Genomic DNA, 25,152 nt, shown 5'->3' with positions numbered 1-25,152 from the left:
TGCAAGGCCGTCACTGAAATGCCTGTAAAATCAATACAGGACGTTGAGCATGAACAGAGACACGAACAGGAACAGGACTGTCATGACTCCGCCGGATCGCACGAAATCCATGACCTTGTAGCCTGCCGGACCCATGATCAGGGCATTCACCTGATGGGTCGGAATGATGAAGCTGTTCGAGGTCGATATGGCAACGGTCAGCGCAAAGACCCCCGGATTGCCCCCTGCGGCAACCGCGATTGAAACCGCAAGGGGCACAAGCAAGACGGTTGCCCCGACATTCGACATTACCAGCGAAAAGGCTGTGGCCAGTATTGCCACCCCAGCCTGAAGCGCCCAGATGGGCCAGCCGTCCAGAATGGTCATGATCTGCTGCGCAATCCATGCGGCCGTCCCGGTATTCTGCACAGCCTGACCAAGCGGTATGAGACAGGCAAGTAGGAAAACGGTGTTCCACCCAACTGCGCGATATGCCTCGTCCACACTCAACACGCGGGTCAGCATCATGCCGGCCGCTCCGGTCAGCAGGCATAGCGACAGCCGGACGTCGGTGAACAGGATCAGCGACAAGGAAATGGCGAAAAAGGCCAGCGCCCAACCGACCTTTTGCGGCCGCAACTCGTCCTGCGGAAAGTCCGTGGTCACAACGACAAAATCCGGATCGCGCTTGATCCGCATCAGGTTGTCCCATCGGGTATGCGCGACCAGCATGTCACCGGCGTGAAATGCTTCAAGGCCGATCTGGGTTGACTCATGATCATCCGTCTCGACATGGCTGAGCGTTTCTTCCCCGCGATGGATCGCCAGCAACGACATGCCATAGGTCTTGCGGAACAAAAGCTCGCGCGGGCATTTGCCGATCAGCTTGCTGTCCGGGGTCACGACAACTTCTGCGATCCCGGCATTGGTGGGTGCAAACTCTTCGACGAAGATATCCAGTTCAGGCAGAACAGTCAGACCGAACTTCTGCGCGAACTCCTCGACCACCCAGCGACGCCCGATGATGGCCAGCCGGCAAGGTGCGGCAATCTCGGCGGTCAGAACCTGCACCATCGAGGTTTTCCCGCGATAGAATGTCGAGATGATGTAAAGGTGGTTCTCGTGGTTGATATCGGCCAGAATCTGCCCCACCAGGGGGCTGTCCTCGGGGACGATGACCTCAAAAACGTCTGCCTTGAGACCGTAAACCCTTTGCAGATATTCTTGCGTGCCTTGCCCGGTCCCTGTTGCATCAGACGCGCCTTCAGTCGGCAGTACCCAGCGCCCCAGCAAAAGAAAATATGCAATACCTGTCAGGATCAGGGCCATGCCGATTGGAGTGACTGAAAAAAGTCCAAACGGTTCGATTTTCTGCCCTTCGGGCAACCCGTCATTTGCGGTCAGAATGAGGTCATTCAGCAAGATCAGTGGGGAAGAACCGACCATAGTCATGGTGCCGCCCAGAATGGCGCAAAAACCCATAGGCATCAGCAGTCGCGACAGCGGAATGCCAGACCTTGAGGAAATTCGGCTGACAACCGGCAAAAACAAGGCCGCCGCGCCGACATTCTGCATGAAAGACGAGATCACTCCGACAGTGCCTGACACGATCGGCAAAACCCGGTTCTCGGCTGTGCCGCCGTATTTCAGGATGACGGCAGCCACTTTGTTCATGATGCCGGTCTTGTCCAATCCGGCACCGACGATCATGACCGCGATGATTGAAATAACGGCGTTTGACGCGAACCCGTCGAACAGTCGAGAGACATTTGCCAGATTTTCCAGCCCGGGCGCATAACTGAGAAGGCCGACGATGACCAAAACCAGTATGGCGGAAAGGTCAATTCTTACGATTTCGGAAACAAACAGGAAAACGGTGAAGGCCAACAGGGCGCAAACCACACCCATCTCGAACGTAAAGGTTACTTGTTCCACAAAGTTCACCGGGAAATTGTATTTTGGTCTTTAGGGAACACTTAACTTATTGGGCTAGCCTTGTCATGAAGTTTCGCCAGCCATGGCGGAAACGAAATAAAATTATTTCAGCGTCCTGAGTCTTGAACAGGTTGATATACTGCTTGATCCACCCACTCAGGCACTGTGCTCTCAATGGTGAAGAAACCGATCCCGCTAACTTTGGGTGGTCGAATTAAGTAACCGGACCGGCATTTCATAGCCTACCTGTCATGAGCGTCTTTCAGGCACTCAAGAAACACGTTCAACCTGCGCCCTTGCGAAGCGCTTTTGCGCACGATTGCGGCCATGCTTGAAATATATTCCGCGGCTTCGCATCTGACTTCCCGGACTTGACCAGCTTCCACGAACGGCTGTGCCTGATGGGTCGGCAAGAAGCCTAGATAGCAACCGGAAAGGATCAGAAGCGCTAACGCTTCTTCGCTTTGGACAAAGGCAGACTTTCTCAGTTTCAGTTTCTGATGGATCGACATGTTGGGTGAGTTAAAGCTCAGGCCCGCGTAGGTGTACTTTCGAAGCTCACTTAACTTGAACTCAGTTTCTGCACGCTGAAACAGCTCGTGCTTCCGGCCGCAAAACAGGCGCATGTCTTCGGTATACAGCGGTGAATAGTTCAACATCGGCGATTGGCGGTGCAATGGAACGATGCCCAGATTGAATCGACCGTTTATGACACCTTCTTCGATCACGTTGGGCGGTTCGACCGAAATATCGAGCGTGACGCCCGGCGCCCGGTTTCGGAATAGTCGAATTGCCTCGGACATTTCGGCATCCGGGTTGGAGGAAGACCGGTCAAAGATTGCAATCTTCAACTTTCCCGCCATTTCGGCGCGAACCTCACCGATAATGTTCTGAAATCTGTCGATTGAGGCAAACAGGCTGTCTGCGGACTTCAGGACATGTTGGCCGTCGGATGTCAGCGAGAACCCGGCGGGCCCGCGATGGCATAGTTTCAGGTTCAGGCGGGTTTCGAGATCCGAGATGTGTTTGCTGATAGTTGAACGCCCGATGTTGAGTTCAAACTCGGCGGCGGTGAACCCTCCGCAGGCAACCACGGTTCGAAAAATCTGCAGCAACCGAATGTCCACATCCGAGATGCGCGTAATGGCGAGTTTCTTTGGAATTGAAAGGTTTCCTTTTGTCGAACTTTACGTAGATTACTTTGTATTACCTCAACGGTTTTTGCAACTTATAACTCGCCCACCGGTGACTCCAGTTTGCGCCATACTCACAGGCGCAGGAATGCGATGCCATCGTCACAAATAAGGTGGAGGACTTATGAAACTCATCAAATCATTCTCATCTGTCGCGTTGGCTGCCACGTTTGCCGCCGCGACCTTTGCCGCGCCGGCCATGGCGAAGAACTTCAAGATCGCCGTGGGCGACAGCGGCGGTTCCAGCCAGGAGGCAACCGGCCTTGCCTTCAAGGAAAAACTCGAGGAGCTGTCGGGTGGCAATCACACCGCAACTCTGTTTCTGAACGGCCAGCTCGGGTCCGAACAGGACACCGTGAACGAAGCAGCAATCGGCACGCTGGACATGTCGTTGCTGGCGATCAACAACGTCACGCCGTTCTCGCCGACCGTAGGTGTGTTCACGCTGCCCTACGTCATCCTTAGCCTGGAGGACGCCGAAACCCTGACCCAAGGCCCCATTGGGCAGGAACTGACCGAAAACACGATCAATGATGCAGGCGTGCGCATCATCGCCTGGACCTATACCGGTTTCCGCGTTTTGACGAACTCCAAGAAGCCGGTAAAATCGGTTGCGGATCTGGAAGGTCTGGTCATCCGCGTTCCCAAGAACGAGATCATGATCGACACCTATAAGGCGTGGGGCATCAGCCCGACACCGATGGCCTGGTCCGAAACCTTTGCCGGTCTGCAAACCAAGGTTGTTGATGGTCAGGACAACCCCTACACCACGATCAACGCGATGAAGTTCTACGAAGTTCAGGACTATGTGACTGAAATCCGTTACATCTTCTCGATCGAGCCTCTGATCATTTCCGAGCAGGTATTCCAGGGTCTGTCGGCCGAAGATCAGGCTGCTGTACTGGAAGCCGGGCAGTATGCAACCCAGGCCTCGGCCCAATTCCTGCGCGACAAGGAAGCCGAGATCAAAGCGCTGCTGGTCGAAAAGGGCATGGAAATCCATGTTCCCGAAAACGACGAGGCAGAGTTCATCGAACTGGCAACCACAGCGGTCTGGCCGAAGTTCTATGAAAGCATCGGTGGTGTTGAAAAGCTGAACGCCGTTCTGGCCGCCATCGGCCGCGACCCCGTTTCGGAATGAAAATAGTATGAAACAAAGGAAAGCGCCTGACTGGCGCTTTCCATTCTGAGGGAGAGGGACCGATGAAAAACTTCTGGGGAATAGTCGACAACATAGAAAGCTACATCTGTCGGTTTCTTCTGGCAGTCTTTGTATGTCTTTTGTTTTTGCAGGTGGTCGTAAGGACAGTATTCAACTTTTCTTTCTCGTGGGTTGAAGAGCTGTCCGTCTATATGTTCGTTTGGTTCGTGTTTTTCGGCGCCAGCTATGCGGCCAAGATGGGTGCGCATAACCGCGTCACTTTTCAGTTCAAGTTTTTGCCCCCTCGCGCGATCAAATATATCGAGGCTTTCGCGGATCTGTTCTGGATCTGCTTCAATGTCTACTTCGTCTACCTGGCGATCGACTTCATCTTCAACCGCATGAACCGGTTCCAGTCCTCCCAGACCCTGGGGTTCCACCTAAGCTGGGTCTACATCGTTTTGCCGATCACCTTCACCCTGATGACCATTCGTATCCTTCAGGTGAACTACAAGAAAATCATTCTGGACGAAGATCTGCGTGATCCTGACGCGATCGATCTGGAAGAAGTCCGCGCAGACCTGGGCGCTGACGTGGACCACACTGACATTGGGGAGGCAAAATAATGGGCAGTGAAATCGTATATATCCTGTTCGGCGGCTTCCTGTTGCTGTTGTTCATCGGCGCGCCGATAACGGTCGCGCTTGGCGTTTCGACGATGATCACCTTTCTCGTCCTGGACGAGAATCCGATCAAATTTGTCCAGATTGCGTTCACGTCCGTGGGTTCATTCCCGCTCATGGCCCTGCCGGCGTTTATTCTGGCGGGCGCATTAATGGAAGCCTCGGGCCTGTCACGGCGACTGATCAATGTTGCCGAAAGCTTTGCTGGTCCCTTCACCGGCGGTATGTCGGCGGCAACAGTTTTTGCCTGCCTGTTCTTCGGCGCGATTTCGGGTTCAGGCCCGGCGACAACTGCCGCCGTCGGCATGCTGATGATCCCGGCCATGATAGATCGGGGATACGGACGCAACTATGCTTCGGCGATCACTGCATCGTCCGGAGGGCTGGGGATTGTCATTCCGCCGTCCATCCCGCTGATCATCTTCGGCATTGCCGCGCTCGGCATGCCAGCCCCGCCAGAAGCTGTTGCCGAACATGGCACCTTCCAGACCGTGTCCATCCCGAAACTGTTCATCGCCGGTTTCATGCCCGCCTTCGTGATCGCCGGCAGCCTTTTGCTGATGAACTACATCCTGGCCAAAAAGAGCGGCTATAAGGGTACGACCGAGGGCTGGTCCATGCGTCATATCTGGTGCGAAATGTATCGCGGCTTCTGGGCCCTGATGGCCCCGGTGGTGATCCTGGGCGGCATCTATTCGGGCTTTTTCACCCCGACCGAGGCGGCGATCGTCGCGATCTTCTACACACTGGTTGTGGGCGCATTCATCTACCGCGAACTCAGCTGGGAAAAGCTATTCACCTCGCTTGAAACCACCACATGGCTGACGGGGCGCGTGTTGCTGATCATGTTCACAGCAACGGTGTTTGGCCGGCTTCTGGTCGAAAACCAGATCCCTGCACTGATCGCCGAAGGCATGCTTTCCGTCACAAGCAACATCTATGTGATCTGGACGCTGGTCATCCTGTTCCTGCTGTTCGTTGGCATGTTCATGGAAACGCTGGCAACCATTCTTATCCTGGTTCCGGTGATGCTGCCTGTGGCCTACAGCGTCGGCATCGACCCAATCCACTTTGGTGTCGTGATGGTGTGTACGCTGGGCATCGGTTTCCAAACCCCACCATTGGGCGAAAACCTTTTCATCGCATCCGGTATATCCAATATATCAATCGAGAAGATTTCCGTTGCAGCGCTGCCGTTCGCCTTCATCAATACGGTCGCCATCTTCATCATAGCGTTCTTTCCCGAAATCTCGCTATGGCTGCCGCGGGCGCTTGGGTATTGAGTGCGGACAGAAAGGAACTGAACCATGTTACCTCAGATCAAAGACATCCTGTTCGCAACGGATTTGTCCGAAAACGCCAACAATGCGTTGCGCCATGCCCTGAGCATGGCGCGCGCCCATGGGGCGAAAGTCCATGTTTTGCACGTGACCGAGCCTCTGACACAGGACGCCATCGTGACGATGCGAATGTTCATTCAGGATGATGCATCGCGCAAAAAAGCGATCCGGGACCGCCACGCTTCGGTGAAGGAACTGCTGAAAGAGAACCAGCAGAAGTTCGTGAAAACCCTGACCGAAGAAGGTAAGGAGGCTTACGCGTCTGTCGCCTCGGTGGAGCTGGTTGACGGGCATCCCGCCGAGTCCATCCTGCAGCGCGCGCGCGAGCTGGATTGCGGCCTGATTGTCATGGGCACGCACGAGCAGGGCACCGGACACACCTTCATCGGGACGGTCGTCAAACGGGTGCTGAGACGCTCGACAATTCCAACGATGGTGGTGCCCAACATCACCTGATAGGGGTGTTCAGACTCATCGTGAAGACCTCAGAATCTTCTTTTCACAGCGGTTGGGTTGAGGTTCTTCCGATGGTACGCGAAGGCCCCTAGGGCTCTTGCGGGGTGATCGTGTCACAAGCCCGCGAACAGGTCTTTGAATTGCGCGCGTAGCGCGTTCTTCTGAACTTTGCCCATCGTATTGCGCGGCAACTCATCCAGTTGGATCAGTTTTCGTGGGTGTTTGTAGCGGGCCAGACCGCTGCTGATCGCGGCCTGTATCGCTTCCAGATCGGGGTGCGCGTCCGGTTCCGCAACAATCACACCGACCACGGTTTCACCGAAATCCAGGTGCGGCACGCCGATGACTGCGCTTTCCAGAACACCCGGCTGGTCGTCCAGCGCCAGTTCAACCTCTTTTGGATAGACGTTGTAGCCTCCCGAAATGATCAGATCCTTGTTGCGCCCGACAATGTGGACATAACCGTCTTCGTCTATCCGCCCCAGATCGCCGGTGATGAAGAAACCATCCTCTCGCAACTCGGCGGCAGTTTTTTCCGGCATCTGCCAGTATCCGCAAAACACGTTGGGGCCGCGCACCTCAATCACGCCGATCTCGCCCTGGGGCAACGGACTGCCTTCTGCGTCGCATACCTTAAGCTCGACCCCCGGAAGTGGGAATCCCACCGTCCCGGCCCGCCGTTCACCGTCATAAGGGTTGGACGTGTTCATGCTGGTTTCAGTCATGCCATAGCGTTCGAGAATGCGATGGCCCGTGCGGTTCTCGAACTGAACATGTGTATCGGCAAGCAGCGGGGCCGAGCCTGAGATGAACAGGCGCATATGTGCGGTCAATTCCTTGGTGAAACGCGCGTCATTCAGCAGTCGCGTGTAGAAAGTCGGAACACCCATCATCGCCGTGGTCGTCGGCATCAGTGTGATGATGTTGTCCAGATCGAACTTGGGCAGGAACACCATACGGCTGCCAGCGATCAGAGAGACATTGGTCGCCACGAACAACCCGTGAGCGTGAAAGATCGGCAGCGCGTGCATCAACACATCGTCAGGCGAGAACCGCCATTCCTTTGCCAGCGTCCGGGCATTGGACAGCAGGTTGTTCTGCGTCAGCATGGCCCCCTTGGACCGGCCAGTTGTGCCGGAGGTGTACAGAAAGACCGCCAGGTCGTCTCCTGTACGATCCACAGTTGCAAAGCTGTTCGGCATGGCGGCGGCCTGTTCCATCAATGTGCCACTGCCATCGGCATTGAGGGTCACAACGCTGGCCCCCATCGGAGTACTGACAGACTTCAGTTGGTCCTCGTTCTGTTCGTCACATACGACCAGAGATGCGCCGCTGTTTTCGATGAAATAGGTCAGTTCCTCGACCGTGTATGCCGTATTGAGTGGCAAAAACACCAACCCGGCTTGAACACAGGCAGCGTAAAGGGCAAGCGCCTCGGGCGTTTTTTCGACTTGCACCGCGACCCGATCACCGGGTTGCAACCCCATCCGCGCAGTGACATTCGCGATCTGCGCCGCTGTATTCAAAAAGCGGCGATAAGAAACCACCCTGCCATCCGCAAGATGCAGGAACGGTTTGTCTTTGTCCGCATGAATTCCGAACAGGCTGTCATAGAGTGGGTTTGCCAAGAAACTGACCTTTGTATTCGCGATGCAAGAGACTTATCGGCTGAGAATTTCTAGCTCAACGAAAATAGTGGAGCAGCGCGGGATTTTGGGCCGCGTTTCAGGTGGGCTCACGTGTCATCAGGGACAGAGCCATAAGAAGCCATAAGGCGGGCATTCAACAGTGGAAATGAAGTTGTTCGACGGCCCGCAACTGTTCCGACGGTGGCCATTTGTCGAAGTATCGGGACCCGTTCGACAAGAAAGACAGATCGATTGACGATATCCCCCGGGGGAGGATAAGGTTCGCCACATGACACACATCCACTCAACCCATCCGGCAATCATTGCGCGACTGAAAAGGGCCGAAGGGCATCTGTCCAAAGTGGTTTCGATGCTGGAACTGCAGCAACCTTGTTCCGACATCGCCCAACAATTGCACGCGGTCGAGAAAGCGATCACAAACGCCAAACGAGCTTTGATCCATGATCATATCGATCATTGTCTGACGGGTGGCGACGATCCGGAAGGAGCCGTGGAAGAGTTGAAAACAATCAGCAAGTACCTGTAATCCGATGCTTTCAGTTCTTAGAAATCGCACCTATCGCCATCTTTTCTTCGCCCAGATCGTGGCGCTTTCGGGCACAGGTCTGGCCACTGTTGCACTTGGCTTGCTTGCATTCCAGCTGGCAGGGGATTCGGCGGCGCTGGTGTTGGGAACGGCACTGACCATCAAAATGGTGGCCTATGTCACGATCGCTCCGATTGCGGCGGCATTTGCCGAGCGCGTCGATCGGAGACGAATGCTGGTGGTCCTCGATCTGATCCGGGCCGCGGTTGCCATGACCCTACCATTTGTATCAGAGGTCTGGCAGGTCTACGTTCTGATCTTTGTCCTGCAATCGGCATCGGCCGGGTTCACACCCGCCTTTCAGGCAACGATCCCCGACGTTCTTCCTGATGAACGAGACTATACCAAGGCGCTGTCGCTGTCGCGTCTTGCGTTTGACATGGAAAGCCTGCTGAGCCCGATGCTGGCGGCGGCGCTGCTGACCGTGATGAGCTTTGACAACCTGTTCTGGGGCACCGGCATCGGGTTTGTCGCATCGGCGCTTCTGGTCGTCTCTGTGCTGCTGCCGTCGCCAAAGCCGGCAAAGCCGCGCGGCATTTACGATCGGACAACGCGCGGGATGCGGCTATATCTCAGAACGCCACGCCTGCGCGGCTTGCTGGCACTGAATTGGGTCGCCTCGGCCACTGGCGCGATGGTCATCGTCAACACCGTTGTCATCGTGCGTGGCGATCTTGGCCTTTCAGAAAGCGCTGTCGCGGTTGTCTTGGCGGCGTTCGGGGCAGGTTCCATGCTGACCGCATTGACCCTTCCGCGCCTGCTGAACAGCGTGCCCGACCGAAAGGTGATGCTGTTAGGGGCGATGCTGAGCATCCTGACCCTGTTCACTTTGGCGCTGACATCATTGGCAACGCCGCTGTCACAAACCGCTCTGATGGTCGGCTGGTTTTTGGTTGGTGCGGGATATTCCGCGATACTGACGCCGACAGGGCGGCTGCTTACACGGTCGGCGCATCCCGAAGACCGTCCGGCAATCTTTGCAGCCCAATTCACTTTGTCTCACGCCTGCTGGTTGGTCTTCTACCCTGCGTCGGGCTGGCTGATCACCGCGTTCGGCACTGTTGTCGCCATGGTCTCGCTGTCTGCTCTGGCTTTGTTCGGTCTTCTGGCGGCCGTGCGACTATGGCCGGCCGATGACGGTCGACCCGTCCGTCATGACCACCCGGATTTGCCGCGTGACCACCCACATCTACAGGGCGATGAGCCTCATCAGCACGTGATCATTATTGATGATCTGCATCCGAGGGCTGATGGGCAGACAAAGGCAAAAACCGCCCTATAACCTGTTGGCGTCCCCAGAAGGCATTCATTTTATTGCAATCCCTCCGAAAGACATTTCCGGAGTTTTGGATTTTTTTGTTGCAAATTGATACTAACCAGCGGAACCATGCTCAGAACGCGTAGTCCAGGGTTTTCGAGATGCCGCCATTCGCCATTGACGGGCACAATGACGTTTTAAGCAAAATTGCCGGTTCGAATGCCTCGGATCCTCTTGCGCTTTTTTGTTCCGGAAACGGGGACTGGCATCTTGATCGTCCAAGAATGAAGGCCGGCGGATTGCTGGGCGGTTTCTTCGCCATTTGGGGGCCATCCGAAAACGATACGATCGACTATGATGGCCTGATGGCCGGAGCGACCTATGACGTGCCGTTGCCACCCGAATTGCCACAAGATGCGGCGATGAGACGATCGGTTGCATTGGCAAGCAGTCTTGTTCAGCTTGAGCAACGCGGGGCGCTGCGCATTTGCAAGAACGCGGCGGAGTTGCGCCTAACCTGCGAGTCCGGCGAAATCGGCGCAATCATGCATATGGAAGGGGCCGAGGCGATTGATCCGGACCTGAAAGCGCTCGACCTGTTCTATGCCGCGGGCCTCAGGTCGCTTGGCCCAGTCTGGAGCCGCAACAACATCTTTTGCGACGGCGTTCCGTTTCGCTTTCCCGGATCACCCGATACCGGCGGTGGACTGACCGAAGCGGGAAGATCGCTAGTCGCACGGTGCAACACGCTTGGTGTTCTTGTGGACCTGTCGCATATCACCGAAGCGGGGTTTTGGGATGTCGCCGAAACGTCGGATGCGCCGCTGGTGGCCACACATTCCTGTGCCCATGCCATTTGCGCAAATTCCAGGAACCTGACCGACGCGCAACTGCGCGCAATCGGCGAAAAGGGCGGTGTCGTGGGGATAAATTACGCGGCCCAGTTCCTGCGCGCAGACGGTCGTCGCGACCCGGATGTGCCGTTGGATCAGGTTCTGGCCCATATCGATCATATGATCAACGTCATGGGCGAAGACAGTGTGGCCCTGGGCTCGGACTATGACGGTGCCACGGTGCCCAATGCCCTCGACGGCGCAGAAAAGCTGCCTGCATTGCTGAACGCGATGGAGGTCCATGGATACACACAAGATCGGATCACGAAGATAGCCAACGGAAACTGGCTGCGCGTGCTGACCGACACCTGGGGCGGGTAGACCCGAGCATAATCAACAGGGAGTTAGACTATGAAGTTATTTTCCAAACTTGTCGGCACCGCAGCTTTTGCGGCGACACTGGCTGTGGGTGCACCGGCCGCGTTTGCCGAAACGCCGCCCAGCATGCTGGTCATGGCGATGCGTATCGATGACATCACGACAGCCGATCCGGCACAGTCGTTTGAATTCACCGGCATGGAGATGACGCGCAACATTTATGGCAAGCTGGTCAATTACGATCCGCTTGATCTGGACGCCGGGTATCAGCCGGATCTTGCGACCAAATGGGACGTGTCCGAGGACGGAAAGACGATCACTTTCACGATGCGTGAGGGCGTCAAGTTCCACTCCGGCAACCCGGTGACGGCGGAAGATGCGGCGTACTCGCTGCGCCGTGTCATCAAGCTGAACAAGACACCGGCCTTCATCCTCACTCAGTTCGGTTTCACCCCTGAAAACGTTGATCAGATGATCCGCGTGGAAGATGGCAAACTGCTGATTACGACGGACAAGAAATACGCGACATCCTTTGTGCTGAACTGCCTGACAGCCGGTGTTGGCGCCATCGTCGATATGAAGACCGTCGAAGCCAACGCCGTGGATGGCGATATGGGCAACACCTGGCTGGCGACAAACTCGGCGGGTTCCGGTCCCTACATGCTGACAGGCTGGAAACCGAATGAAAGTTATTCGCTGCAGTCCAACCCTGATTACTATGGCGGTGCCCCTGCCATGGAACGCGTCATCACCCGCCATGTGCAGGAAAGCGCGTCGCAGCGGCTGTTGCTGGAGGCAGGCGATATCGACATCGCACGCAACCTGAACCCTGAAGACATGGCCGCGGTCGAGTCGAACGCCGATCTGGACATGTACGCGGCCCTGAGCGGTCAGATCATGTATTTCTCGCTGAGCCAGAAACACCCCGAACTGTCGAACCCAAAGGTGATGGAGGCCATAAAGTACCTGATTGATTATGAAGCGATGGCCGATAGTTTCCTCAAGGGTGACTGGGCGGTTCACCAGAACTTCCTGCCGGCAACCTACATGGGGTCGGTCGACGACAATCCGTTCAGCTATGATCCGGAAAAAGCCAAGGCATTGCTGGCCGAGGCCGGTGTTTCGGGGATTGAGTTCGAAGTCGGTGTGCGCGAGGCGCAGGAACGTATCGAGATCGCACAGTCCATCCAGAACACGCTGGCCGAGGCCGGGATCACCATGAAGATCACTGTGGGGACCGCCAAGCAGGTGCTGACCCGGTATCGCGCCCGTGAACTGGACGCCTATCTTGGTGCCTGGGGGCCGGATTACCCCGATCCGCAGACCAATGCCGGAACCTTTGCTTGGAACCCTGACAATTCGGACGAAGCCAAGGCCACCGGTATTCTTGCTTGGCGCAATTCCTGGAACCCCGGAGAATTGACGGCAATGACCGATGCGGCCAAGATTGAACCCGACACGGCAAAACGGGCCGAGATGTACGAGGAAATCCAGGCTATATTCCGCCAGACTTCGCCCTTTGCAATCATGTTCCAAAGGACTGAGAGATCCGGGATCGGCAGCAACGTCACCAACTGGAACCTTGGCGGTGCGGTGTCCGAAGCCGGTTACTTTGTCGTAACCAAGTAATGAGCGACATGACAAATTCCGAGAGGCGCGGGCTCGCGCCTCTCATGCACGTCTTAAAAACAACCCTTCTGACGATCGGATCGATTCTGGTGACGATGCTGGGATTGTTATTTGTGACCTTCATCATCGGAAGGGTGATGCCGGTCGACCCGGTGATAGCGATAGTGGGTGAACGCGCCACGCAGGAAGTTTATCAGGAAACCTATGAAATGCTCGGGCTCGATAAGCCACTGCTTGTCCAGTTCTGGTACTACCTGTCCGACGTCGCCCGGCTGGATTTTGGAATTTCCTATCTTAACGCGCGCCCAGTGATTGAAGATATCAAGCGGGTTTTTCCCGCAACACTGGAATTGGCCACCCTGGGTGTTCTGGCGGGTATTCTGGTCGGCGTGCCGCTGGGCATTGTCGCGGCCGTCAACCGGGGTAGCTGGATCGATCAGATTGCCCGCTTCATCGCGTTGGTGGGATACTCAATGCCGATCTTCTGGCTGGGCCTGATGGGATTGATGATATTCTATGGCAAGTTGCGATGGGTCGGTGGCCCGGGGCGCCTGGATATTTTCTACGAGGACATCGTGCCGACGCGTACGGGTATGATCCTTGTCGACAGCCTGATTGCCGGCGACATGACGGTCTTCTGGAATGCCGTCAGCCATATTATCCTGCCCGCGCTGCTGCTGGGCTATTATTCGCTGGCCTATATCAGCCGCATGACCCGCAGTTTCATGCTGGAGCAACTCAGCGCGGAATACATCCTGACCGCCCGTGTAAAAGGATTGCCCGAACGTATCGTTATCTGGCGTCACGCCTTTCGCAACATCCGTGTGCAACTGATCACCGTCATAGCCCTGTCTTATGCGGGATTGCTGGAAGGGTCCGTGCTGACCGAAATCATCTTCAGTTGGCCAGGCATCGGCAGCTATATCACCACGGCGCTTCTGAGTGCGGACATGAATGCCGTTCTGGGTGGAACCGTGGTTGTCGGTTTCTGCTTCATATTGCTGAACGTCACAAGCGATCTGCTTTACAAAGTTCTGGACCCGAGGGCCAAATGACCACTCAAACGCTACGGCAATGGCTTCTCTCGGAAGAACCGGAAAGCAGGGTACAGGCCCGCCTCGCCTCCATATACAACGGATGGCTCACGTTGCGCGGTAATGTCATGGCCATGATCGGTTTGGTCATCATTGTGGCGCTGGTACTGACCGCCCTGTTCGCGCCACTTCTGGCACCGCATGATCCGTATGTTCAGGACCTTGGCAAACGTCTGCTTCCGCTTGGGACAGAAGGACATCTGCTGGGGACGGACAGCCTCGGGCGCGATATCCTCAGCCGCCTGATTTTCGGTGCTAGAATAACGCTTTACATCGTGGCACTTGTCGCTCTTATAGCGCCGGTTTTAGGGCTTCTGGTTGGCACTGTGGCAGGATATGTCGGCGGAATCGCCGACCTTGTCCTGATGCGGATTACCGATATATTTCTGGCTTTTCCCCGGCTGGTTCTGGCCCTGGCCTTTGTGGCCGGTCTGGGCGCGGGGATCGAAAACGCAGTTCTTGCAATATCGCTCACCGCATGGCCGCCTTATGCACGGTTGGCGCGCGCCGAGACGCTGACGATCAGATCGCAGGATTATATCAGTGCCATTAGGCTGCAAGGGGCCGGTCCGTTCCGGATCATCACGCGCCACATCTGGCCGTTGTGCATCAGTTCACTCATCGTTCGGGTCACGCTGGATATGGCAGGGATCATTCTTGCGGCGGCCGGTCTTGGATTTCTGGGTCTCGGCGCGCAACCGCCCAGCCCGGAATGGGGTGCGATGATTTCCGAGGGGCGCCGTTTCATCCTGGATCACTGGTGGGTCGCCACCATGCCGGGGCTGGCGATATTCATCGTATCGCTCGCCTTCAATCTGCTGGGCGACGGATTGCGTGACATTCTTGACCCCAAACAAGGGGGCCAGGGATGAGCGAGCATTTGCTGGATGTGCAGAACCTCTGGGTTCGGTTTCCGTCCCGCAGGGGCGTGTTCGACGCGGTGCGCGGGGTCAGTTTCAGCCTTGGGCGCGAAAGACTGGGGATCGTCGGCGAAAGCGGGTCCGGTAAGTCCATGACCGGGCGGGCAATCCTGCGCCTGGTGCGCAGCCCGGGTCTTGTCGAGGCGGACCATATCAAGCTGCACGACATTGACCTGCTGAGGTTGTCCGAACCCAAGATGCGCGCTGTTCGCGGCAGCAAGATTTCCATGGTCATGCAGGATCCCAAGTTCAGCCTGAACCCCGTGATGACCATCGGTGCGCAGATGATCGAGGCCTATCGCCAATCCACCGGCGCCGGGCATTCAACTGCCCGAACGCGCAGTCTGGAAATGCTGGACGCCGTTGCAATCCGAGACCCGGAAAGGGTACTTCGCGCTTATCCGCACGAGATGTCCGGCGGCATGGGGCAAAGGATCATGATCGCCATGATGCTGGCCGCAAATCCCGAAATCCTGATTGCCGACGAACCGACGAGCGCGCTGGATGTTTCGGTCCAGCGTCAGGTGTTGAATATCATGGACGATCTGGTGCGCGAGCGTGGAATGGGGCTGATCTTTATCAGTCACGACCTGAACCTGGTGGCGGAATTCTGCGACCGGGTGCTGATCATGTTTGCGGGGCGCATTGTCGAAGTCTGTGATGCCGACAAGCTGTCTGAGGCCAAACACCCATATACTCAGGGACTTCTGAATGCCTTGCCCCGTCTGGATGAGCCGCATGAAAGGCTTGCGGTTCTGAACAGGGACGAAGCCTGGGCCGATGCGCCTTCGGTCAGCGGACAGTTCAAGCCATGAGCATGATCGACATACACAATCTGAACGTCTGGTTCGGAACGGGAAGGGATCGGGTGGACGCCGTGCGCAGCGCCTCGCTTTCTGTCGCACAGGGGCAAAGCCTGGGCCTTGTCGGCGAAAGCGGTTCGGGCAAGTCGACAATATTGCGGGCGCTGTCCGGCCTTGTACCCGGCTGGTCCGGCAGAATGCATGTCAACGGTGCCGAACTCGGCCGACATCGCTCGCGCGAGTTCTATCAGACGGTTCAAATGGTCTTTCAGGACCCCTATGCCTCGCTTCACCCCCGCCAGACCGTCGATCAGGTTCTGTCTGAAACCCTGCGTCTACACGGCATGACCGACATTGACCGCCGGATCGAGGATCTTCTTGCCAATGTGGATCTGGGCCACAGGTTTCGTTTTCGGTATCCGCATCAGCTGTCAGGTGGCCAACGCCAAAGGGTTGCAATTGCACGGGCGCTGGCGGCCGAGCCGGATGTGCTTTTGCTGGACGAGCCGACCAGCGCGCTAGACGTTTCAATTCAGGCCGAGATTCTCAACCTGTTGACGGACATACGCGCCGAGCGATCCCTGACATATCTTATGGTCAGCCATGATCTGGCGGTTGTCGGGCATTTGTGTGACCACATTGCCGTGATGAACGCTGGCCAGATCGTCGAGCATCTGAGCGTCGAGCAACTGCGAAGCAGATCCGCCCATCATGCCTATACCCAGCAATTGATTGCCAATTCCTACATCTAGGCCATCTGTCTTGTTCGGTCCGGGCACAAAGGTGACTTAGACCGGTTTTCGTGCGACGATCCAGACTGAATGATAGGTCAAGGGTACGCCGGCGTCGGTCCCGAACCGGCGGGTGTAATCTGTTGAAAACCGCAACAGATCGGATTTGGTCCAGAACTGTTTGGCCCGCCCGTTGACCCCGGTTTGGCGCAGATGTTTAAGCGCAAGACGCGGTGACGCGAAGTGCAACTGCTGCACATGCTCGCCCGATGTCACAAGTTCCATTTCAGTTTGGACTGAAGCAACCAGATCCTCGGAACGGCACAAACCCGGTGCCCCTGCGGACGAGCCGATTTGAGCGAGCTCATGATACTGCTTTGGGCCAAAGCCCGAGACTGCCAGCCAACCACCCGGCGCAAGCGCGTCTGCGGCTCTGCGCAAAAGTGCAGCCGGATCCGCCAGCCACTGGATCATTGAGGCAGAGGTGATCAGATCAGGCCGGTCGGGCCAGTCTACCTGCAGCGCGTCCCCGCACAGGAACGTGGCGGCGGCCGTTTGTGCAGTCATCCCGGCTTCGGGCGCCAAATCGTTGAGGATCAGGTCTCCAATAACAAATGCATCGCGCAGCTTCTGTGTCAAAAGCCCGGTACCGCAGCCAAGTTCCAGGACTGAGGAAAAGTGACCCGGCGCGCCGCAATCGCGCAGGTCCGCTACCAGTCGCTCCGCGATTCGCCCCTGAGGACCCGCGGCCTGGTGATAGGTGTCAAAGCTACGGCTGAAGCTGCGCTGAACCCGGTCTGTCAAATGCGCCATCATGTGATCCACTCCGCCCAGCTTTGCCCGGCCCGAAACGGAACATGTGGCCCCGAAACTGGGCGAACAGCCTTGCCTTGCCGCGCCCATGCTGCCTTTTGGGCGCCGGTCGGGATGATCCGGTCCTTTTCAGGTATCCAGACGCGATCAAAGGCACGTTCCGGGGCTGGACCCCGATCAATGATGCAATGCAGCTCAGCCTGCGCGGCCTCGATGTTCAGGGCAGGAGCGGGGCCTTGCAAACCGGCGCGACGGCAAAATTTCGAAAAACTGTCTGCCGTAAGGCCATCGGCTGTCGCGCGTATCATTTGGGGCGCTATTCCGGTTTCCGCATCCGCTGGCGACAGCGTTCCACTGACGGCGACAAGACGCGCGGGTGAAAAGCCAGTCATTGCCATCCAATGCGCGGCGGACGCGACACCGAAAGAAAAAGCAATCAGATCAACGCGGTCATATTGCGCGAGTTCGGGCAGGGCATCATCCAAGTGACGGTAGTCATCCACCAGCAGGACATCGTCCTGTCCCGTCAGTTCTGCAAACGGGGCCGCACCCAGCGCCCAGCCACCAAAAACAAGGATCAGCGATGATTGTTCCGACCGGGATAACCACTGGCGTTTCATTACGATTCCCTGGCCAACGCCACCATCGCAGCGGTGACTTTGCTCAACTCGTCCGGTGAGATGATGTAGGGTGGCATGCAATAGATATTCCGCGCAAACGGGCGCAGCCAGACACCGGTTTCCGGGGCCTTCCTGTGCGCGACAGAGGGATCAACCCAATTCTCCATCTCGATGACGCCGATCGCACCCAGAACCCGGACATCCGCCACTCCGGGCAAATTCCGCGCGGGGGCGAGTTCATGTGCCATCTGCTGTGCGATTGCGTGCACCTCGGCGCGCCAGTCGCGCCGGGACAGTTGGTCAAGGCTGGCGGCACCGGCGGCACAGGCCAGCGGATTGGCCATATATGTGGGGCCGTGCATCAGCACACTGGCTTCGCTTTCACCGATCCCACGAGCCACAGGTTCAGTGGCGACTGTGGCCGCCAGAGTGATATGACCACCTGTCAGCGCTTTACCAAGGCAAAGAATGTCCGGCACGACGTCAGCCAGATGCATCGCAAACAATTCACCGGTGCGGCCGAAGCCTGTGGCGATTTCGTCGAAAATCAACAAAACCCCGTATGCATCGCATAGCGCCCGCGCGCGCTTTAACCAGACCGGGTGATAAAAATACATGCCGCCCGCGCCCTGAACCACCGGTTCCAGGATCAGTGCGGCAATTCGATTGCCTTTGGTCTCCAGCAACTCCTCAAGTGCGCCAAGGCCATTGAGGGCCGTGTCGTCAGACCAGTCCTGATCCAAAGTGATCTGTGGGCGGGGCAAAAAATGCTGTATCGACAATGCGCCCCGAAACAGCCCGTGCATACCGTTGACGGGGTCGCAAACGCTCATCGCCTTCCAGGTGTCGCCATGGTAACCGCCGCGAATGGTGGCGAATTCCGTGCGCTCGGAACGACCCATTGCCATCTGATATTGAACAGCCATTTTGAGGGCGACTTCGATCGCGACCGACCCGCTGTCGCTGTAAAAAATGCGGTCCAGACCATCCGGCAACAGGCTGATCAGCCTGCGGCCCAGTTCCACGGCGGGTTCGTGGGTCAGGCCGCCGAACATGACATGCGGCATTCGCGCCAGCTGATCCTGCATTGCGCTGATAATGGCAGGGTGCCGATGCCCGTGAACTGCGCACCACCATGACGACATAGCATCGATCATCTGTGTGCCGTCTTCCCGAGTAAGCCAGACGCCCTCGGCCCCGGTGATGAGGTGCATCGGGCCGGGGTTCAACACATTGGTGTAGGGATGCCATAGATGGCGTGCGTCGAATTCCAGTGGGGTCACAGGACGCTCCGGATAGCGTTGACATCGATGGCTTCAAAGGCCGCTGACAGCGTGTCGTGTGACAGATCGTCGATTAGCGGCAGCCGGCCCAGATGGCGGACGTTACACATTTCGACGATGGTTTGTTCTACTTCGGGTTCCGCATCGCCGATAAAGGCCGCGCCGACCACGGTGCAGCCCGCGTTGCGTAGCGCCATCAGGGACAGGGTCGTATGGTTGATCGTTCCAAGCGCGGTACGCGCGACAAGCACCACCGGCGCCTGCCAGTGGGTGAACAGGTCCAGAAAGAAATGCCTGCGGTTTAGCGGCACCATGACACCGCCTGCGCCCTCAACAACCAACGGGCCGTCAACCTCCGGCAGTGCAAGCTGCGACAGGTCGATTTCGACACCCATATCCTCGGCGGACAGGTGCGGGGATGCAGGCATGTTCAACCGATAGGCTTCCGGCAGCACTTCAGCCCCCGAGAGAGTTGCAACGATTTCGCTGTCGGTTGCATCCTCCAACCCGGATTGAACCGGTTTCCAATAGCTGGCGCCAAGCGCCGCCGTCAGGCCTGCGGCAAAGACCGTTTTGCCGACACCGGTGTCGGTTCCTGTCACGATGACAGCGCTCATGCCGCTTTCCTCTGGTAACGGTTCAGCGTTTCGAACAGGGCGCTGATTTCCGCCTTGCTGACATTGCCGGTGATAGAGATACGCAACCTCGAAGTGCTGCGCGGCACGGTCGGCGGTCGAATACCGCGCACATCGAATCCGTGTGCTGCGAGCGTGGCCGCCATTTCCATGGTTCGCCCGTCATCCCCCAGAATGACGGGTATGATCTGGCTGTTCAGAACGTCGTTCGGCACGCCAAAACGCCGTGCTTCTGCATGGGCATGCCGCAGGCGTTCCTGCGCCGCGTCAATCAGCGAGCTATCCGCCTTCAGCACGCTGATCATTGCCCGCACCAGCGCTGCGTTAAAGGGGGAGGGGGCGGTTGCAAAGATGAAAGGGCGCGCGCGGTTGATCAGGGCGTCGATCATCACCCTTGATCCGCAAATCAACCCGCCGGCAACACCAAGCCCCTTGCCGCAGGTGTGCAGCGTCAGCAGTTCCGCGTTCAAGCCATGCGCCAGCCCTTTGCCCTGCGGGCCGAATACGCCTGTGGCATGGGCTTCGTCCACAACAAGGATCGCGTCATTGGCGCGGGCTAACTCCGACAATTCTGCCAAAGGCGCGAAGTCGCCTTCCATGGAATAGATGCTTTCAACGGCAATCCAGATCTGACCGGAGCCTCCGGCCGAATGCCACTCGGCGATTACACGCCGCGCATGGGCGACATCGTTATGTGCAAACTCCAGGGTCGCGGCGCGGCCCATGCGCATGCCTTCATGCGCGCTGGCATGAATCAATGCATCATAGAGAACCAGATCTTCTGCGGCGGGCAGGGTGGAAAAGATCGCCTGATTGGCCTGAAACCCACCGCCCATGAACAAGGCGGATTCGGCCTGGAAGAATGCGGCGGCTTCCTGTTCCAGCGCTTCATGCTCAGGGTGATTGCCCCGCAACAGGCGCGACCCGCCGGACCCCAGCGGAACTCCGCGGTCCAGCGCGTCTTGCGCCGCCACCTTCAGCATTGGAGACTGCGCCAGCCCCAGATAGTCATTGGAGGCGAAATCCAGGCCGCAACGAGGTGCGAGCACCCTATAGCGGTGCCGGTTGTTCAGAACATCCAGCATGGATTTCAGGCGGTCCAATGCCTTCATTCAGCCGCTTCCACGCAGCTCTGCCCAGCCACCGTTTCGACCTGCAAACCGAGTTTGGCAAACAGGATGGCGTCAGTATCTTCCTCGGGGTTTTCCGCAGTCAGCAGGGTTTCGCCCACAAAGATCGAGTTTGCTCCGGCCAGGAAACACATCGCCTGCATCTCATCGCTCATCTCACTGCGGCCAGCGGACAGACGCACGTAGGATTTTGGCATCATGATGCGGGCGGTTGCAATTGCGCGTACAAAGTCGATCGGATCGATTGGCTTGGCATCGGCCAGCGGTGTGTCTTCCTGTGGCATCAGCATGTTGATCGGCACGGAATCGGGCGCGGGGGACATGTTGGCCAGCGTCACCAGCATATCGACGCGGTCCTGAATTTCCTCGCCCATGCCAAGGATGCCACCCGAGCAGACCTTGATTCCGGCTTCCTGAACCCGGTTCATCGTGTCGATCCGGTCCGCGAAAGTGCGGGTTGTGATTACTTCGGAGTAGTACCGTTCGGACGTGTCGATGTTGTGGTTGTAATAGTCCAGACCGGCATCCCGCAAACGGACGACCTGGTTGTCGTCCAGCATGCCGAGCGTCATGCATGTTTCCATGCCAAGGTCGCGCACGCCCTCTACCATGGCCACAAGCGCGTCCATGTCCCGTTCCTTGGGCTCGCGCCAGGCGGCTCCCATGCAGAACCGAGTCGCGCCGCCATCCTTTGCCTTGCGCGCCTCGTTCAGAACGCGCTGAACCTCAATCAGTTTTGACGCCGACAGCTTCGAGCCGTTTCGAGCGGACTGAGAACAATATGCGCAATCCTCGGCGCATCCGCCGGTTTTGATCGAGAGCAGCTTGGATGTCTGGATCTTGTTTGGATCAAAGTTTTCGCGGTGAACCGTCTGAGCGCGAAACAGCAAATCCATCAAAGGCATGTCGTACAAGGCTTGCGCGGCCTCGCGGGTCCAGGTGGGGGTCGATTGATCCATTTTATCGATACTTTTCCTAGGCGTCTGTCTTTCCGGCTTTTATTATTGATAAACCCAAAAACTACAACTGGAATCTCCCATGTGGAATGGCATTCAGGCGAAAACCAGCGAATTGAAAGCGTTGCGAGCCAACACGGCGCTGCAGTGCAGCGCCGCGCCGCGGAAACGCACGCAAAATAGTATGTTAGTCAGTCGTCCGCGCCACCTTGACTTTGGTCAGGCAGGAACGTGTCAGGGCTGTCTACTTCTTCAAGTTTCCGGTTTTTGATCCACCAGAACCGGTTTCCTACATTCCGCAGAAAACTTCGGTCGTGACTGACCAGCAGGCAGGTTGCGTCATGTTCCGTCAGTTCGGCCTCAAGCGCCTCTTGCCCGTCTATGTCCAGATGATTGGTCGGTTCGTCGAGCAAATAGAAGTTAGGTGCCTTTAGCCGCAGCATCAGCATCGCCAGCCGGGCCTTCTGGCCGCCGGACAACGCCCCAATTTTTGTGTCTTGCATCTGGTAGTCAATTCCGGCCCCTGCCAGGACCGAACGCGCCCTCTGATCGCCGATGGAAAACTGTGCCACCACCATAGCCAAAGGAGTTTCCGCATCATCCAGTTGGCTCAGATGCTGATCGGAAAAGCCGGGAACAATAGACGCTGCGCATTTGATGCCATCTTCGGCCCCTGCCAGAGCTGCCTGTATCATCTGGATTAAACGTGACTTGCCAGCACCGTTCGCGCCAAGCATCACAACTCTGTCCCCGCGCGCAATCCACTTCCGGCCGGTCTTGAAAAGTAATTGCCCGTTTGGCGAGCGAACAGGCACATCATCCAAAAAGACAAGCGCCTTGGCATGAGTGCCGCTGTTCGCCAGCCGGATATCGCCTGCAGATTGTTCGTGGTGAACGTGACCGATTGCCTGTTCCAGCTTGTCGGCCCTTAGTAACAGCTGTTTGGTTTTGGTCAGCAACAGATCAGAGCCGGAATTCACACCAACGTTCTTCAGTTTTGCCGCCTGACGACGAAGCTGCCGGGCCTTGTTCAGTTCAACGGTTTGCTGCCGCCCATCGGCTGCGTCAGATTCTGCAAGGGCTGCACGTGCCGATGAGTATGACGCCGAAAACACGCGGGAATTTTCGGGGCGCAAAAACAAGGTACGATTGGTCGTGGCATCCAGAAACGCCCGGTCATGCGAGGCGATCACAACCGGCACGTCGCACGGCAATGCGCCAAGCCAGTTTTCCAGCAGCGCAATCCGGTTAAGGTCAAGGTGGTTGGTCGGCTCGTCCAAGAGCAGCAGGTCCGGTCTGGTGATCCAGACCGCGGCCAGCATGGCAGTGCGCTGCCATCCGCCGCTGAGATCGCGCAGCGGCCTGTGATGCAACTCATAGGGGATCTGAAGCTCATCCAGCACGACATCCACGCGCCAGCTTTCATAGTCCGCCTGCTCTGGTGGCAGGCCCGCCAGGACCCAATCGTGCAAGCTGTGCGCCAGCGCACCGGTCGGAATGTCCTGTTTTACGTGTCCGGCTCGCAAGCCGCGAGCGCGGGTAACCTCTCCGGTTGTTGGCTCATGGTCGCCCGACAGGCATGCAAGCAGCGTGGACTTGCCGCGTCCGTTTGCGGCCACCAGACCGATCCGGTCGGCTTTTGATATGGTCAGGTTGAGGTCAGAAAATAAAGTCGTGCCAAGGGTCACGCCCAAGGCATTGATGTTGATGACAGTCATGGAAATCTCGCACCCAGAAGGTATGGCCGCACAGCGGCTTTGAGCAGACCGTCGATGAAAGGTGTCTCGGGTCGGCCCTGTAAACGGATCTACAGGGCGAAACGGGGACCGTGCTGAAGTCGGCGGATGATACGCATGTTCAGCTCGTGCCCTCCTTTTGTTGGTTGTTACCTTTGCGTCAGGCTAGGAAAACTGCGGGCGGTTGGCAACCGCCTTGGCCATCCATCGCAGAAAATTTGGGTCAGTTTTGCCGGTTCACGTTGACGGTAGCCATTCTGAAGAAAATCGAATAATCAGAGCTTCACGACGTCATCAGGCAGAAAAACAGTCCCGTGTTCGACCTACCCGCGCAGCGCGCGCATCTTTCCGAAAAATATGACCTCAACCCATCGCCGGAACTGGCCGCTAGCATGGCAGACATTTATGCGCGCATGTCCCGCGTTGTGTCCCCGGCGGACTGGGCAATCTATGCCCCTTACGTGAAGGCGATCAATGATCTGAAAGCCGAGCGGAATGCGGTCGTCCTGGGCCATAACTATATGACGCCAGAGATTTTTCACGGTATCTCGGACTTTGGGGGTGACAGCCTTCAACTGGCGATCAAGGCGACCGAGGTCGAGGCAGATGTGATCGTGCAATGCGGCGTGCATTTCATGGCGGAAACCTCCAAGATCCTCAGCCCGGAAAAGACGGTACTGATGCCGGATATGGAGGCGGGATGTTCGCTTGCCGAGTCCATTACAGCCGAGGGAATCGCGGAAATGCGCCGCCGCTATCCAGGCGCACCGGTTGTGTCCTATGTGAACACGACCGCCGAGGTCAAAGCCGCATCCGACATCTGCTGCACCTCGTCGAACGCGGCGCAGATCGTGGCCGCGCAGGACAGTGAAACGGTCATCATGACGCCGGACCAGTACCTGGCCCAGAATGTGGCACGTGACGTGCCGCAAAAGAACGTGGTCTGGTGGGAAGGGTCCTGCATCGTTCACGAACAATACAGCGCCAGCGATCTGCGCGATTTCCGTGAATGGAATCCCGGTACGCGCCTGATTGCGCATCCTGAATGTCCACCGGACGTGGTGAATGAGGCCGACTTCTCCGGATCGACCAGCGGCATCATCAAGTATGTCACAGAAGAAAAGCCCGAGAAAGCACTGCTGATCACGGAATGTTCGATGGCGTCGAACATCGCCGATGAATTGCCCGAAGTCGAATTTGTCGGGCCGTGCAATATGTGCCCGTACATGAAAAAGATCACGCTGGAAAAGGTGCTTTATGCACTCGACACGATGACCGGTCAGGTCGAGGTTGACGCGAGCATTGCCGAAAAGGCGCGGTTGTCCGTGCAGCGAATGATCGACCTGTCCCGCAAGCTGGGTATTTGACCCA

General features: G+C 57.2%; 23 protein-coding genes. 13 read left to right on the top strand and 10 right to left on the bottom strand.

What is annotated here, in order from left to right; translation table 11 throughout:
• Positions 1-30: 30 nt before the first annotated feature.
• Positions 31-1,887 (bottom strand): SLC13 family permease, encoded by a 1,857-nt coding sequence (locus ACR0JW_RS06180; RefSeq protein WP_170679246.1) that lies wholly within the window; start codon positions 1,885-1,887, stop codon positions 31-33.
• A gap of 269 nt (positions 1,888-2,156) precedes the next feature.
• On the bottom strand, positions 2,157-3,041 hold the full coding sequence (locus ACR0JW_RS06175) for a LysR family transcriptional regulator (protein ID WP_170679035.1): 885 nt from the start codon (positions 3,039-3,041) through the stop codon (positions 2,157-2,159).
• A gap of 190 nt (positions 3,042-3,231) precedes the next feature.
• Between ACR0JW_RS06175 and ACR0JW_RS06170 the strand changes: the two genes are divergently transcribed.
• From ACR0JW_RS06170 to ACR0JW_RS06155, 4 genes are all read left to right on the top strand, one after another.
• Complete coding sequence (locus ACR0JW_RS06170; RefSeq protein ID WP_170611752.1) at positions 3,232-4,248, top strand: TRAP transporter substrate-binding protein; 1,017 nt, start codon at positions 3,232-3,234, stop codon at positions 4,246-4,248.
• 62 nt (positions 4,249-4,310) lie between these two features.
• Positions 4,311-4,874 carry a TRAP transporter small permease gene (locus tag ACR0JW_RS06165; RefSeq protein ID WP_170611754.1) on the top strand — a complete coding sequence of 188 codons (564 nt, stop codon included), beginning with the start codon at positions 4,311-4,313 and terminating at the stop codon, positions 4,872-4,874.
• Positions 4,874-6,214 carry a TRAP transporter large permease gene (locus tag ACR0JW_RS06160; RefSeq protein ID WP_170611756.1) on the top strand — a complete coding sequence of 447 codons (1,341 nt, stop codon included), beginning with the start codon at positions 4,874-4,876 and terminating at the stop codon, positions 6,212-6,214. Before ACR0JW_RS06165 ends, ACR0JW_RS06160 begins: the two co-directional genes overlap by 1 nt.
• Before the next feature lie 24 nt (positions 6,215-6,238).
• Positions 6,239-6,727, top strand: coding sequence for a universal stress protein (locus ACR0JW_RS06155; protein ID WP_170611758.1), 489 nt, complete (start codon positions 6,239-6,241; stop codon positions 6,725-6,727).
• Between the two features lie 113 nt (positions 6,728-6,840).
• Here ACR0JW_RS06155 and ACR0JW_RS06150 read toward each other — a convergent pair whose 3' ends face one another.
• Positions 6,841-8,355, bottom strand: coding sequence for a malonate--CoA ligase (locus ACR0JW_RS06150; RefSeq protein ID WP_480713693.1), 1,515 nt, complete (start codon positions 8,353-8,355; stop codon positions 6,841-6,843).
• Positions 8,356-8,644: 289 nt separating this feature from the next.
• On the opposite strand from ACR0JW_RS06150, the gene ACR0JW_RS06145 reads away from it, so the two are divergent.
• The 8 genes from ACR0JW_RS06145 to ACR0JW_RS06110 all read left to right on the top strand — a co-directional run bounded on the left by ACR0JW_RS06145 (position 8,645) and on the right by ACR0JW_RS06110 (position 16,629).
• Complete coding sequence (locus ACR0JW_RS06145; RefSeq protein ID WP_170611769.1) at positions 8,645-8,902, top strand: metal-sensing transcriptional repressor; 258 nt, start codon at positions 8,645-8,647, stop codon at positions 8,900-8,902.
• Between the two features lie 4 nt (positions 8,903-8,906).
• Positions 8,907-10,244 carry an MFS transporter gene (locus ACR0JW_RS06140; RefSeq protein ID WP_170679031.1) on the top strand — a complete coding sequence of 446 codons (1,338 nt, stop codon included), beginning with the start codon at positions 8,907-8,909 and terminating at the stop codon, positions 10,242-10,244.
• Positions 10,245-10,381: 137 nt separating this feature from the next.
• Positions 10,382-11,434, top strand: a complete 1,053-nt coding sequence (locus ACR0JW_RS06135) for a dipeptidase (protein ID WP_170679029.1) — start codon at positions 10,382-10,384, stop codon at positions 11,432-11,434.
• 30 nt (positions 11,435-11,464) lie between these two features.
• Complete coding sequence (locus ACR0JW_RS06130; protein ID WP_170679027.1) at positions 11,465-13,060, top strand: ABC transporter substrate-binding protein; 1,596 nt, start codon at positions 11,465-11,467, stop codon at positions 13,058-13,060.
• A 44-nt stretch (positions 13,061-13,104) separates the two neighbouring features.
• The gene (locus ACR0JW_RS06125) at positions 13,105-14,115 is read left to right on the top strand and encodes an ABC transporter permease (RefSeq protein WP_480713692.1); all 1,011 of its coding nucleotides are present in this window, start codon (positions 13,105-13,107) and stop codon (positions 14,113-14,115) included.
• Positions 14,112-15,026 (top strand): ABC transporter permease, encoded by a 915-nt coding sequence (locus tag ACR0JW_RS06120; protein ID WP_170611779.1) that lies wholly within the window; start codon positions 14,112-14,114, stop codon positions 15,024-15,026. The genes ACR0JW_RS06125 and ACR0JW_RS06120 overlap by 4 nt, the downstream gene beginning before the upstream one ends.
• Entirely contained in the window at positions 15,023-15,889 is an 867-nt protein-coding gene (locus ACR0JW_RS06115) for an ABC transporter ATP-binding protein (protein ID WP_170679022.1), read from the top strand. The genes ACR0JW_RS06120 and ACR0JW_RS06115 overlap by 4 nt, the downstream gene beginning before the upstream one ends.
• The gene (locus tag ACR0JW_RS06110; protein WP_170679020.1) at positions 15,886-16,629 is read left to right on the top strand and encodes an ABC transporter ATP-binding protein; all 744 of its coding nucleotides are present in this window, start codon (positions 15,886-15,888) and stop codon (positions 16,627-16,629) included. The genes ACR0JW_RS06115 and ACR0JW_RS06110 overlap by 4 nt, the downstream gene beginning before the upstream one ends.
• 36 nt (positions 16,630-16,665) lie before the next feature.
• Here the strand turns inward: ACR0JW_RS06110 and ACR0JW_RS06105 are convergent, their stop codons facing one another.
• The 7 genes from ACR0JW_RS06105 to ACR0JW_RS06075 form a co-directional block, all read right to left on the bottom strand.
• Entirely contained in the window at positions 16,666-17,424 is a 759-nt protein-coding gene (locus ACR0JW_RS06105; protein WP_170679018.1) for a methyltransferase domain-containing protein, read from the bottom strand.
• A complete protein-coding gene (locus ACR0JW_RS06100; RefSeq protein WP_170679016.1) occupies positions 17,421-18,041 on the bottom strand; it encodes a pimeloyl-ACP methyl esterase BioG family protein in 621 nt (206 codons plus the stop codon). Before ACR0JW_RS06100 ends, ACR0JW_RS06105 begins: the two co-directional genes overlap by 4 nt.
• Complete coding sequence (gene bioA, locus ACR0JW_RS06095) at positions 18,041-19,324, bottom strand: adenosylmethionine--8-amino-7-oxononanoate transaminase (protein WP_170824759.1); 1,284 nt, start codon at positions 19,322-19,324, stop codon at positions 18,041-18,043. The genes ACR0JW_RS06100 and bioA overlap by 1 nt, the downstream gene beginning before the upstream one ends.
• Positions 19,321-19,941, bottom strand: coding sequence for a dethiobiotin synthase (bioD, locus tag ACR0JW_RS06090; protein ID WP_170679012.1), 621 nt, complete (start codon positions 19,939-19,941; stop codon positions 19,321-19,323). The genes bioA and bioD overlap by 4 nt, the downstream gene beginning before the upstream one ends.
• Positions 19,938-21,071 (bottom strand): 8-amino-7-oxononanoate synthase, encoded by a 1,134-nt coding sequence (locus ACR0JW_RS06085; protein ID WP_170679010.1) that lies wholly within the window; start codon positions 21,069-21,071, stop codon positions 19,938-19,940. The genes bioD and ACR0JW_RS06085 overlap by 4 nt, the downstream gene beginning before the upstream one ends.
• Positions 21,068-22,048 carry a biotin synthase BioB gene (bioB, locus tag ACR0JW_RS06080; protein WP_170611795.1) on the bottom strand — a complete coding sequence of 327 codons (981 nt, stop codon included), beginning with the start codon at positions 22,046-22,048 and terminating at the stop codon, positions 21,068-21,070. Before bioB ends, ACR0JW_RS06085 begins: the two co-directional genes overlap by 4 nt.
• 188 nt (positions 22,049-22,236) lie before the next feature.
• Entirely contained in the window at positions 22,237-23,763 is a 1,527-nt protein-coding gene (locus ACR0JW_RS06075; RefSeq protein WP_170679008.1) for an ABC-F family ATP-binding cassette domain-containing protein, read from the bottom strand.
• Between the two features lie 332 nt (positions 23,764-24,095).
• Here ACR0JW_RS06075 and nadA point away from each other — a divergent pair, with 332 nt between their 5' ends.
• Positions 24,096-25,148 (top strand): quinolinate synthase NadA, encoded by a 1,053-nt coding sequence (gene nadA / locus ACR0JW_RS06070; RefSeq protein WP_170679006.1) that lies wholly within the window; start codon positions 24,096-24,098, stop codon positions 25,146-25,148.
• Positions 25,149-25,152: the final 4 nt, after the last annotated feature.

The organism is Ruegeria sp. BG6, assembly GCF_056538465.1.
Note: the sequence above shows the minus strand (reverse complement) of the source record. Positions and strands in the feature narration are given on the sequence as shown.